The following is a 12,750-nucleotide window of genomic DNA, read 5'->3' as shown; positions in this document are numbered from 1 at the left end:
GTTCTCAGGTATTCCTTCCGCCGCGACGCTGGAGGGCCTGACGACGGGCCTCCGCACGCTCCTGATGCTTTACCGTCTGCGTCCCTGGCTCCGACTCGGAGGACAGCCTCCGCGCCAGCGCATGGACGGTGGGATGCTCGAAGAAATGGGTGACGGGAACGTCCCGCCCGAGCACCTCGCGCAGCCGCGCGCACGCGCGCACCGCCGACAGCGAGCTGCCGCCCAGGTCATCGAAGAAGTGGGCGTGGACGCTCACCGTCGGATACCCGAGCGTCTCCGCCCATGCCTGGACCAACGTCTGCTCCAAGGGTGTGCGCGGAGCACCTTCCGAGGGCGCCGCTCGCGTCGGAGCCGGCAGGGCCCGCGTGTCCACCTTGCCGCTGGACAACAACGGCAGTGCCTCCAGGGTGACGAGGTCCGCGGGAATCAGGTGTTCGGGCAGGCGCGCGCGAAGGCTCGCTCGCACCTCTCCCGGCGTCGGCATCCCGCCTTCCGGGGGCACCACGTACGCGACCAGCCGAGGCTCTCCACCCGCAGGCGGGCGCCACACACGGACATGGGCCTGCCGCATTCCCGCCAGCTCGCGCAGGGCCACCTCCACCTCGCCCGGCTCGATGCGGAACCCGCGCAGCTTCACCTGCGCATCCACGCGGCCCAGCAAGTCGATGTGGCCAGAGGGACGCCAGCGCGCCTGGTCCCCGGTGCGATACAGGCGCGCCCCGGGCCGTGGGCCATACGGGTCCGGGACGAAGCGCTCCGCCGTCAGGTCCGGGCGCCCTTCGTAGCCGCGTGCGACGGCCGGTCCTCCCAGGAACAACTCCCCCGTCACCCCAGGAGGAACGGGCCGCAGGGCCTCGTCGAGCACGTAGGCATCGACATGCGGCAAGGGCGGACCGATGTCCGGCGCCCCGGTTCCGACCACGCACGTGGACCACGCCGAGCAGACCGTGACTTCGGTAGGCCCATAGGCGTTCAGCATCACCCGCCCAGGAGCGAAGCGGGTCACCAGGTCTTCCGGACAGTGCTCGCCCGCGGAGACGAGCGTCTTCAGGTCGGGAAGCGGTGTCTCCGGCAGCAACGTGCAGGCGGAGGGAGGGAGCGTCACGAGGGTGATGCGTTCTTCTCGCAGCACCCGGTGCAGCGCCTCACCCGCGAGCACTTCGCCCGGAGGAGGCAGGACCAGCGTCGCACCCGTCATCAGGCCCTGGATGTATTCCCAGACGGAGACGTCGAAGGCCGGTGACGCGAACTGGAGCACGCGTGCTCCGGGGGCCAACGCGAAGCCTTGTCGAATCGTCTCGACCAACTGCAGGGCGCTCCAGTGAGAGATCATCACGCCCTTCGGACGTCCCGTGCTCCCCGAGGTGTAGATGATGTACGCCGTGCAGTCCGACGAGGGCAGCGCCCGTGCTTCGAACGGCGAATCCCCGTCACGTGTGTCCCGGGCTCCGTGCTCCTCCCAGAGCAGCGTCGTCACGGCTTCGGGCAGGGTCAGCCGCCGTGCGAGCCGCTCGTGGACGAGCAACCAGCGCGCCCCGGCGTCGCTCAACATCCACGAGACTCGCTCCGACGGGTAGCCCGCGTCGAACGGCACCACCGTTCCACCGGCTTTCAACACCGCGAGGAACGCGATGAGCGCCTCGGGGCCCCCGCGCTCCATCTGCACACCGACACGGCACTCCGGACCGACGCCCTGACGGCGCAGCCTCGCGGCGACACGGTCCGACCAGTCATTCACCTCGCGATAGGTCCACCGCGACGTGCCCGCGACCAGGGCCACGGCCTCGGGTGTCTTCGCCACCCAGGACTCGAAGGCCTCGTGCAGACCGGTCACCGGGGGGGCTTCGGACATCGCGCGCCTTCGGCCGGTGGCCAGCGCCGCGCCCCGCTCCTCCTCATCCAGCACCGGCAGGTCGAGCACCGGCACGTCGGGTGTCCGCGACGCCGCGTCCAACAGCGCGCCCAGATGACGGGCCATGCGCTCCACGACTTCGGCATCGAAGAGGTCGGTGCAGTACTCCAGGCTGGCCGCGAAGCCACCTCGCGACTCCGCCATCGACAACGTCAGGTCGAAGGCCGAGGCCTGATTGCGCAGCGGAACGGACTCCAGCTCCAGCGCCCCCAGCCGGACCCGCGCCCCCTCGCCTCCGAGCGCGAAGGGCGCGAGGGCTTCACGACCCGGACGCCCGGAGTGCAGCACGAACATCGTCTGGAAGACGGGCGCGCGCGACGCATCCCTCCGAGGCTGGAGCCGCTCGACGAGCCGTGCGAAGGGCAGCTCCTGCCGCTCCAGCGCGGACAGCACCGTGCCGCGCACCTCCGCCAGCAGCGCGGAGAACGACAACCCTTTCGTCACGGTGGCGCGCAGGGCCACGGGGTTGACGAAGTAGCCCACCTGTCGAGCCAGATCCGCGCGTGCCCGGCCGGCCGTCGGCGTCCCCACCAGGAGGTCTTCATGTCCCGTGTAGCGGCGCAGGAAGGCTAGGTAGCCGGACAGGAGCACCATGAAGGGCGTGGCACCGCGCGCGCTCGCCAGCGACACCAGGCGAGAGGCGGTCTCCGCCTCCACTCGGAAAGTCACAGCCGCGCCTCGGAAGGACTGGAGCCGAGGCCGTGGACGCGAAGTGGGCAACTCCAACACCGGCAGCTCTCCGCTCAGTTGCTCACGCCACCACGCCTGGAGCCCGTCGCCTCGTGAACCGGAGTACAGCGCCTCCTGCGCGCGGAGGATGGGCGCGACGCGAGCCGGAGGTGGCGGCAGCGTCGGAGCCACGCCTTGGAGACCGGACGTGTAGAGGAGGCCCAGTTCCTCGGCCATCACCTCCAACGACCAGAAGTCGGTGATGAGGTGGTGGAACACGAGCAGCAGCACCGGTCCACCTGCGACGTCGGTGAAGACGCGCATGCGCATCATGGGCCCGCGCTCCAGGTCGAAGGGACGGTGGGTCTCCACCTCCAACCGCTCGCGCAAGGCCCCCTCCGTCCACCCTCCGGCTGACTCGCGCTCCAGCACGGGCGCGGCGGCGGGACGCAGCACGGGCTCGCCGCGCTCCTCGGGGAAGGCGCACGCGAGGGCAGGATGGCGGGTGATGAGCACCGAGAACGCGTGCTCCAGAACCCCGAGGTCCACGTCCGGAGCGAGGCGCATCGCGCGCGCGATGTGGTACGCGGTGCTTCCTGGCGCCATGCGCTGGAGGAACCAGAGCGCGCGCTGACCGTCCGAGACATGCGGCGTCGCGTCCTCCGACACAGCGGGAATGGACGACTCCGCCACCGAGTTCCGCGTGCGCTCCACCCACGCCGTCACATCACGCAGACTCGGCCCTTGCAGCAACAACGTCGGGGGCAGCGACACGCGCCACGTCTCTTGCACCGCGTGCATCACATCCAGCCCGCGCAGCGAGTCCAGGCCGTACTGCGTGAGCGGCGCATCGGCATCCAGCGTGCTCGCGGAGACACCCAGCCGGTGCGCCACCTCGCTCGCGAGCCACGAGAACACGTCTCCCGAAGTCAGCGCCTCGGACGCGCTCGCCACCTCGTCCCGCGCGAGCACGTCCGCGCGGCTCTCCCGCCACTCCTTCACGACCTCCAGGCCGTCGGTGAGGAACGCCTGCTTCGTCACGCGCCGCTGCACCTTGCCGCTGGACGTCTTGGGCAGGCTGCCCGACGTGATGAGCACCACCGCGTGCGCGGCCACGCCGTGCTCCTCGACGAGCGTGGCGCGGATGCGCGCGAGCGCCTCGTCGATGATGCCCCCTTCGGCCGCCTTCCCGGAGACCTCCTGGACGATGACGAGCCGCTCCTCCCCTTCCGCCTCCACCGAGAACGCGACGCCACACCCCGGACGCAGGGCCGGGTGGCCGCGCTCCACCGTCAACTCCAGGTCCTGCGGGTAGAGGTTGCGCCCGCGCAGGATGAGCACGTCCTTCAAGCGGCCCGTGACGAAGACCTCGCCGCCCTCGACGATGCCCAGGTCTCCCGTGCGCAGGAAGGGCCCCTCGCCCGTCCCCGCGAGGCGGCCCCGGAAGTCACGCTCCGTCTCCTCGGGGCGCTGCCAGTAACCCTCCGCGATGCTGGGCCCGCGCACCCACAGCTCGCCCACCTGGCCCGGGGCCTTCGGCTCGCGCGTCTGGGGGTCCACCACGCGCAGCTCCTGCGCGCCCAGCACCTCGCCGCTGCCCACGAGGACTGCTCCGGCGTCGGCGTGCTCCGGTGCTCGCGCCTCGCCCCGCTCCAGGCCCTCGCGCGAGAAGCTCTTCACCACCAACTCCACCGGACGCTCCGCGACGCGCTGGCGGCCCGTGACGATGAGCGTCCCCTCCGCCAGGCCGTAACAGGGATAGAGCGCGTGGCGGCGAAAGCCCGCGGGCGCGAAGGCCTCCGCGAAACGGTCCATCGTCTCCGCGCGCACCGGCTCCGCGCCACAGAACGCCACCTCCCAGCGACTGAGGTCCAGCGCGGCCCGCTCCTCCGGCGTGCTCTTGCGCACGCACAAGTCGAACGCGAAGTTGGGCCCGCCACTCACCGTGCCGCCGTGGCGCGAGATGATCTCCAACCACCGCATGGGCCGCTGGAGGAAGAACAAGGGCGCCATCAGCGACGCATGCATGTCCCGGAACAGAGGATGGACGATGCCGCCAATCAGCCCCATGTCGTGGTACGGCGGGAGCCACGAGACGAACCTCGGGTCCGGCTTCGCGTCGAACCCTCGGGAGATGAGCTCGCAGTTGTGCATCAACTGGCGGTGCGCCAGCACCACGCCGCGTGGCGAGCCGGTGGAGCCCGACGTGTACTGGAGGAACGCCACCGTGTCGTCGCGCACGCCCGCCTCGCGCCACGACGCGGCCTCACCGAGAGGAACCGTGTCCGTCGACAACCAGCGCAGCGCCCGCAGGTCTTCCAGTCCTTCGGTGAGCGGCCCTACCAGCTCCGAGATTCCGGACGTGGTGAGCGCCACACGCGCGCCGCAGTCCGCCACCAGCGCCTGGAGCCGGGGCAGCGTGCGACCCAGTCGCATCACATCCGGCGGATATGCGGGCACCGCCACCACGCCCGCATACAGACACGCGAGGAAGCCCACCACGTACTCGCGCCCTGGCGAGTACATGAGCAGCGCCCGGTCTCCTGGCGCCATCTCTTGCTGGAGCCGCGCCGCCACCGCGCGCACCTGCGCATCCAGTTCAGCATAGGTGACGGTGTGCTCCCCCTCTTCGTCGACAAACGTGAAGATGGAGTCGGTGGGCTGAGACACCGCCCGGGCACGGCACACGTCGACGAGGGTAGCGTTCTCGGGACGAACGAACGCGGAGGCGGGGGCAGCGCGAGTCGGCAAGTGCATGTCGAGTGTCCCGGGGGGATTTTCAGGAGGACGGAAGCCGTTTCAGCCCGGCACACACGCGTCCCGTGAACCCGGGGGGCGTTGACCTTGCTGCACCGACCGACGCCCCCTGGATTCCCCCTACTTTTAATGGATTCTCGGCATCCAGAAAAGTCGTGTCATCACGAATGACCCAGCACATCGGTGTTGACCGGTTGCATATTCACGAACGTTCGTGGCGATGTGCCGCGTCGACACCCGACGAGAGGAGCTCCCCATGAAGTACACGCAACTGGGCCGCACCGGCCTGCGCGTCTCACGCCTGTGCCTGGGCTGCATGAGCTACGGCACCCCCTCATGGCGCCCGTGGGTCCTCAACGAGGAAGCCTCGCAGCCGTTCTTCCGCCGCGCGGTGGAGATGGGCATCAACTTCTTCGACACCGCGGACATGTACTCACTGGGTGTCAGCGAAGAAGTGACGGGCCGTGCGCTGCGACGCTACGCGCGCATGGAGGAGGTGGTGGTCGCCACCAAGGTGTACTTCCCCATGGGCGATGGCCCCAACATGCGCGGCCTGTCCCGCAAGCACATCGTCCAGGCGTGCGAGGCCAGCCTGAAGCGGCTGGGCATGGAGACCATCGACCTCTACCAGATCCACCGGATGGACCCGCACACGCCGGTGGAGGAGACGCTGTCCGCGTTGGATCAGCTCGTCCGCCAGGGCAAGGTGCGCTACCTGGGCGCGTCGTCCACGTATGCGTGGCAGTTCGCGCGGGCCCTGGGCGTGGCGGACGTGAACAGCTGGTCCCGCTTCGTGTCCATGCAGGACCACTACAACCTCGTCTATCGCGAGGAGGAGCGGGAGATGCTGCCGCTGTGCGAGGCGGAGGGCATTGGCGTGCTCCCCTGGTCTCCGCTCGCGCGCGGGTTGCTCGCGGGGACGCGCAAGTCGCTGGGAGACCGGGACGCCACGCCGCGCGCGAAGACGGATGCGTACGCGCCGGTGCTGTATGACCAGGCGGGAGACTGGGACGTGGTGGAGGCCACGCGGCGGGTGGCCGAGGCGCGCAACGTGCCTCCGGCCCAGGTGGCCATGGCGTGGCTGCTGTCGCGTCCCGTGGTGACGGCGCCCATCATCGGCGCCACGAAGCTGGAGCACCTGGAGGACGCCATGCGCTCGGTGGACCTCAAGCTCCAGCCCGAGGAGCTCCAGGCCCTGGAGGCGCCCTACCAGCCCCACGCGCTGCGCGGCATGTGAGCCGCGCGGCGGTACGGTACCGGGTCGACGTCAGAGGTCGACCTGGGTGGGAGCGGGCTTCGGCGCACGCGCGGGCGCGACCGGAGGGACATCCAGGAAGGCGGCTCGCGGGCCAGAGCCGCCATAGGCCAGCGCTTCGATGCGGTTGGTGCGGGGAGCCAGCGGGTCTCTCGGCAGACACTCGGCCTCGGTCTCCAGGAGCTTCAGCTCCGGGCGGGACTCCATGAGCCGCTCGATGCGCGGGGGCACGTAGTCGACGGCGTCCTCGAACGCATACCGGGAGAGGATGCGCGTCGCCGTCACGGGCTCGCAGCGAATCTCGGGACGCGACGTCAGGGAGGTCGTGGTCATCAACACGGCCGCGCCCCGAGCGGAGCTGGGACCGGACCGGGTGGCCTCCGTCACCGTGGTGGACACCCAATGCTCCCGGCACTGCGTCATCGTGTACGGGATGGGGCGGCGGATGACCCGCAGCGGCGCGTATTCCCCCGCGGCCATGGCGGTGCGGACCAGGGCCTTCCATGGCGGCACGGGGCCCTCGGGCATCAGGTGCGTGCGGCACTCCAGCTCCGTGCCCCCGTCGTCCGCCATGAACACCACCTGGACGTTGCTGACGTAGCGCGCGCCCGACGTCTCCGCGCGCTCCAGGAACCGCAGCACCAGCGTGCTGCCGTCCTGCGCGTGTCCGAAGGGCATGGAGATGGCCCAGGGCGCGAAGCCAGACTGCTGCGCGAGCGCCGGCGTGGCGACGATGACGGGGGGCCCCTGGCGGACCAGGGGCGAGCGGGCGCACGCGGCGGAAAGGAGCAGCAACAGGGTCAGTGAGGAGCGGCGCATCGAAGGTCCCCTTGTCGTGGGCTTTGCGTCCTCCGAGATTACGCCCCTCGCGGCGACCCGCCCCAGCCGGCAAACCACGGAGCAACCATCCCCGTGGGGAACGATATGGCGGCCGCGTCGAAACGTTACCCGCGCCGACCGGCGTGTCGCAGCCACTGCGCCGCCGAGCGAAGGTCCGCCTCGAAATGGATGCGCAGCTCCGCGCGCTCACGAGGGTCCGCCCGGCGCAACACGTCCGCGGGTGCGAAGGTGGCCATGGCGCCGCGTGCCCAGGGCGTCTGGACGAATTGTCCCCGGTTGAGGTTGAGACGAAACCCCGGCCCCAGCACCGCCTGGCCCGCCGTGCTGCCCAGCGCGAGCATCAACAACGGGCGCACCGAGGCCACCTCCGACGCCAGCGCTTCCCGGAACGCCTGCGCCTCCCGCCAGCCCGCGGCCTCCGCGTCCCCATCCGGCGGAGGTCCCCGCGAGACATGGAGGTCCGTGGGCTTCAGCCCCGCCCGTGAGAGCACCACCTCCAACAACCGCCCCGCCGGCCCCACGAAGCACGGCACGTCACCGTCCTCCCGCGTGTCGGGCACGTCCCCCACCATCATCACCGGAGTCCCCTCTGACGGTGTCCGCGACTTGCGCGCGGCCGTGCTCCGCGCCGGGGCTTGCGGCGGCGCTTCCCACGCCAGTCCCGCCCCGTAGCTCAGGCGCGCCAGGTCCCAGTGGGCGCTGGCGTCCGGGGTGAAGAGGCTCCAGCGCAGCGTGGGAAAGCGCCCCACGAGAAAGGGCGCCGCCAGCCTGACGACGAGGTGCTCCGGCCGGTACCATGCGACATACCGCTCCGCGCCATCGGACGCTCCCCGCCGGAAGCGGACGCGAATCACGAGGTTGCGCACGTCCCGCCGCACCGCGCGCTCCATCCGCCGCAGCCGCTGGACGTCCCGGTCCAACTCCCGCTCCAACAGCCACCGCTCCCCGTGGGTCAGCCGCCAGAGCACGCGGTACAGCAGCGCCCAGCGCTCCGGCTCCCGATGACACACCACCTTCTCCGCCAGCCCCAGGAAGTCCCGGGGCACCACCGGCAGCGCGCCGGTGCCCATGCCGCTCACGAGCGCATCCACCCGTCCATCCCACGGGCCCCGCGCTTCCTCGAAAGACACCCGCTCCGGGGGCAGACACCGCGCCAACAGCCCCCGCGCTACTTCCCGAAACGATGCCAGCTCCGGCGCCACGCTCACCCGCACCTGGACCTCCTGGTCGCTCAGCGACACACGCCGCGAGCCACCCGTGGAGGGTGCTCGCGCGCGTGGAAGGCTTCTACCTTCCAGGTCTGACATCACCATCCCACCCGTGACGTCGTCGGGCCCTCGCGGCTATTCCTCCTTCGCGAGCGCGTCCACCTGCTGCTGGAGCCCCTCCATCTCCTCGAAGAAGGACTCCACGGGCTGGGCGCGGGTCATGCGGAAGGCCGGCGGCAGCAGCGTGCGCGGGAAGTCCAGCGACGTGCTGAAGGGCTCGTTTCCCAGCAGGTCGTTCGCGCGGGACAGGGCGCCAAAGGAGAGCGTCACCACGACGAGCACTCGAACCAATCTCGCGGGCTCCCACCGTGCCACGTAGCGCAGGTGCCAGAAGAGGCCCCAGCCCATGAGCGAGAGGAACGTCGCGTGGTGCAGCCAGGACAGGCCCGAACCCAGCCCCAGGCTGAAGCCCAGCGCCGACACGAGCGGTGGCAGCGCCACGGCCCCCAGCAGCACCAGGCTGCCGATGGTGGCATGCGTGCGGTAGTGGAACCGGCGGCGGGAGATGCGACTGGCGACGGCCCAGCCCCCCGCCCACAGCAACGTCAGCGTGAGCGGCGTCACCACCGCCACCGTCAGCTCGCCCCAGTCCGTGCGGCCGTAGTTGCCCAGGTGCGTCTCGAGCGAGCTGACGAAGATCAGGGCCAGCATCGCGATGGGGAACGCGCGGGCGTGCTCGAACACGCGCTCCCGGGGGGCGACGGCCGAGGTGATGACCGTGCCGGGCACGGCGTGGTCCCTGCGCCGGAAGCGCAGCACCGTGTCACCCACGGCCACGCGCGTATCGGGCGCCAGCTCCAGTTCGGCGAGCGGTGCCCAGGGCTCCACGCGCCAGGTGCCGTTGTGGCTGCCCACATCCCGCACCACGAGCGCGCCGTCCTCGCGCCGCTCGATGCGCAAGTGTTCGGGGGAGACCTTGGGGTCATCGAGGATGACGTCGTTCGAGTACGCCCGGCCAATCGTCGCGGGGAAGCGCTCCAGGCGGTGGCGCTCGTGGACGGAATCCCCTTCCAGCACCTCCAGGAAGATCATTTCGTCCACGACAGCCCCTCCAGGTAGCGGCGCGCCAGCTTGCGCGCGTTGTCCGCCGTGAAGCCGCCCAGCGTGAGGCTGGTGTCGACGCCGCTGGTGCTGGCGTTGAGCGCGGCGGCGCGCAGCACCAGGTCATAGAGGCCCGGGAAGCGCTTGTAGGCGCGCAGGCACAGCGCGGCGCGGACGGGCAGGCCCTCCACGTCCACGAACTCCGTCGTGCAGCGGAAGTTGGTCACGTCCTCGCGCGAGGCCTCCACCGTGTCCGGGTCCTGCGCGTACAGCGCGCTGTAGAGCGAGGAGAAGCGCAGCGCGCCCAGCTTCTGGCTGGAGGCCTGCTGGTGCAGGAAGGCCACCACGCCCGTGCGGTGATGCGAGGACAGGTAGATGTCCTCCTCCGAGGAGCACTGGTAGTTCGTCACCGTGTAGGGCACCTCCGGGTCATGCGGCGTGTCGCCCCAGCACTTGAGAAAGGGAATCCACCGGCCGGGGACCTGATAGCTGCCCAGCTTCTGCTTCGGCACCGGGGCCGCCATCAGCTGCTCGGTGAGGCGCTGCTGGTTGTCGACGAGCTGCGCGCGCACCGTGTCCACGAGCGTGCGGGCCTCGTCCGGCTTCGCCTCCAGCGCGCGCGCAAGCAGCGCGCTCGCGTGCTTCACCGGCACCAGGAAGCCGAGCTGGTTTCCCATGGTGGCGACGTTGACGCCCACCACGCGCCCCTGTCCGGTGAGCGTGGGCCCGCCGCTCATGCCCGGATTGATGGCGCCGCTGAAGTGGATGCGCTCATAGAGCGAGTCCTGGATGAAGCCGTTGTAGGTGCCCTCGACGATGGTGGTTCCCAGGTCATGGGGATTGCCCATGGCGAACAGGCGCGTGCCCTGCTGCGGCTCGCGGTCCTCCAGCGCGAAGAAGTCCTTCACGACGTCATCCATCCGGATGACGGCCAGGTCATGGACGACGTCCACGTCCACCAGGCGCGCCGGCACGGGCTCGCCGCCGCTGCGCAGGACGAGCTCCGCGGTGTAGTCCTCCGGGTGGAGCACCACGTCGGAGACCACGTGATAGTTGGTGATGGCGTGCCCGCTGGCGGAGACGAAGAAGGCCGAGCCGATGGACGAGCGCGTGCCCGAGCGCCGCTCGATGATGCGCACCTGGGCGACGCGGTTCTGGATGCGCTGGAACAGCTCGTGGGTGGCCGGAGGCAGCACGGCCGGAGGGGACTCGGGCGCGGGAGCAGGCGCGGAGTCGGGTTCGCTTCGAGCGGGGGCCTGCACGCCCGGTTCCGAGGGAGCGACCGACGGCGCCTGCCCAAGCACGGCGACGAGGAGGAGGACGAACATGGATGCCGCCCACGCTATCCCAGCGCCGAGCGCCTGGGCACCGAGTCGCGCACGGCCCGGAGCATGAGGCCCGCGTGCGCTCGCCGACCCACCTGCCCTGTTGGCGGCGTGCCTGCCAGCGGATAGGTTCCGCCCCGCCGAAGGTGGCTCGCGGGGGTCCGCGAGGTTTAGGGAATCCGGTGCCCGTCCCCGATTGCCGACCTCGCGACAGGCGCTCGGGGCGTCGTCACGCCTCGGAAGTACCCTGCCCCGCCCGCATCCGGCGCCACGCCGCGTACGACGCCACCAGCGCCCCGGCCAGTGCTCCCGCGAGCGCCCCCAGCACCCGGCGCGGCACCACGCCCGGCGCGGTCGTCGCCTCCAACCGGAACGTATCCAGCGACGCGCGCACCCCCGGAGCCAGCGACTCCCAGCGCACCGCCGGCGCGCTCACCACCACCACCGCGTGCCGGCCCTCGGACGCGAGCCCCGCCACCAGCACCGTGCGAACCTGTCCCGCCTCGCGCAGCGTGCCCAGCACCTCCACTCGCGGAACGATTCCACCCACCCGGTCCACGCGCTCCGGAGACAGCGTCACCCCCAGCTCCCGCTGGAAGTGCTGCATCACCGCCGACGCGAAGTCATCCCGCTCCGAAGGACTGGCGGAGAAACTCCGCTCCACCACCGAGACCAGCATCGTCGCCGCCTCGGGCCCCTCCCCATCCGCCAGCGCCGCCGACAGGCTCCGCGTCGCCTCCGCGTCGAGCGACACCGCTCCCGCCACCGAGCCCACGTAAGGCTCCCACCGCACCATGTGGAAGCGCTCCGGCGGCCGCAGCACGTAGCCGTCTCGACGCAGCTCGGAGCCGAGCGCGCCCGACAGCAGCAACCAGCCTCCAGCCGCCCACGCGAGATTCACGCCGCGAGCATAGGCCCCCCGCGTCACATCCGCAGGCCAGGTCATGGGCCCCGAGAAACGACGAACCCACGGATACCCCGTGCCCCCGGGCGCGGCGAAGTCACCGCTCACATGCCTTCGTTGTGACATCCCCGGGCGGCGCGGGTAACCTCGCGCCCAGATGACTCCTGCAGCCCGGGTGGAGATGGAGGCACGCGCCGACCGAGCCCTGCGCCGTGGCGAGCTCGTCGAGGCGGTCGACCTCTACGAGACGCTCACCCATGCCTTCCCGGATGACGCCTCGCTCGCCGACAAGCTCGCCAACGTGCGCGAGTCCCTGCTCCCCCTGGAACTCCAGAAGCTGGAGGCCGCCCGCCCGCCCGAGGAGCCGGAGCTGCCGGTCGGTCCCTCCTCACCCGCGCAAGAGGGTGAGCGCCTGTTCGCCCTCGGGGACTACGTGGGGGCCGCCGCCGCCTATCGCCGCGCCCTCCAGGAGCGTCCGGACAACGAGCTCTTCAAGGAACGGCTGCTCGAGATCTTCCAGATGGCCCGGGAGATGCCCCTACAGTCACCGACAGACAAGGCCCTTCCCAAGGCCCCTCAGCCCCGTCTCCAAGCCCTCCTCGACAGGGTTGCTTCTCGTCGCCGCCTCAAGCGGGACTGATGGAAGCTCGCGTTTCCACTCGGAAATCCGACCTGCCGAATGATTCGCGCGTTGCACCCCGGCTCCGGGGCCTCCTATCATCAGGTCCGACGTCGCTGTCATGGTGGGCCACCCTCCCTCTGACACCCGCGTCCGACCC

The 12,750-nt window shown here is 70.7% G+C and carries 8 protein-coding genes; 2 read left to right on the top strand and 6 right to left on the bottom strand.

Going from position 1 to position 12,750, the window contains the following annotated elements; genetic code table 11:
* Positions 1–4: 4 nt before the first annotated feature.
* Positions 5–5,269 carry an amino acid adenylation domain-containing protein gene (locus HUA78_RS22050; RefSeq protein WP_371745635.1) on the bottom strand — a complete coding sequence of 1,755 codons (5,265 nt, stop codon included), beginning with the start codon at positions 5,267–5,269 and terminating at the stop codon, positions 5–7.
* Between the two features lie 325 nt (positions 5,270–5,594).
* Between HUA78_RS22050 and HUA78_RS22045 the strand changes: the two genes are divergently transcribed.
* Positions 5,595–6,575, top strand: coding sequence for an aldo/keto reductase (locus tag HUA78_RS22045; RefSeq protein WP_141646072.1), 981 nt, complete (start codon positions 5,595–5,597; stop codon positions 6,573–6,575).
* Between the two features lie 30 nt (positions 6,576–6,605).
* On the opposite strand, the gene HUA78_RS22040 is transcribed toward HUA78_RS22045, so the two are convergent.
* From HUA78_RS22040 to HUA78_RS22020, 5 genes are all read right to left on the bottom strand, one after another.
* Positions 6,606–7,412, bottom strand: coding sequence for a hypothetical protein (locus tag HUA78_RS22040; RefSeq protein ID WP_174456591.1), 807 nt, complete (start codon positions 7,410–7,412; stop codon positions 6,606–6,608).
* A 125-nt stretch (positions 7,413–7,537) separates the two neighbouring features.
* Positions 7,538–8,674 carry a DUF4130 domain-containing protein gene (locus HUA78_RS22035; RefSeq protein WP_371745633.1) on the bottom strand — a complete coding sequence of 379 codons (1,137 nt, stop codon included), beginning with the start codon at positions 8,672–8,674 and terminating at the stop codon, positions 7,538–7,540.
* A 102-nt stretch (positions 8,675–8,776) separates the two neighbouring features.
* Entirely contained in the window at positions 8,777–9,742 is a 966-nt protein-coding gene (locus HUA78_RS22030) for an FHA domain-containing protein (protein ID WP_141646070.1), read from the bottom strand.
* Entirely contained in the window at positions 9,730–11,070 is a 1,341-nt protein-coding gene (locus HUA78_RS22025; protein ID WP_174456592.1) for a S1C family serine protease, read from the bottom strand. The genes HUA78_RS22030 and HUA78_RS22025 overlap by 13 nt, the downstream gene beginning before the upstream one ends.
* 226 nt (positions 11,071–11,296) lie before the next feature.
* A complete protein-coding gene (locus HUA78_RS22020) occupies positions 11,297–12,013 on the bottom strand; it encodes a hypothetical protein (RefSeq protein ID WP_254623830.1) in 717 nt (238 codons plus the stop codon).
* Between the two features lie 115 nt (positions 12,014–12,128).
* Between HUA78_RS22020 and HUA78_RS22015 the strand changes: the two genes are divergently transcribed.
* Positions 12,129–12,611 (top strand): hypothetical protein, encoded by a 483-nt coding sequence (locus tag HUA78_RS22015; RefSeq protein WP_174463653.1) that lies wholly within the window; start codon positions 12,129–12,131, stop codon positions 12,609–12,611.
* Positions 12,612–12,750: the final 139 nt, after the last annotated feature.

It is taken from the genome of Myxococcus sp. CA033 (genome assembly GCF_013336625.1).
GTDB lineage: Bacteria > Myxococcota > Myxococcia > Myxococcales > Myxococcaceae > Myxococcus > Myxococcus llanfairpwllgwyngyllgogerychwyrndrobwllllantysiliogogogochensis.
This window is presented reverse-complemented; position numbering and strand designations above follow the sequence as displayed.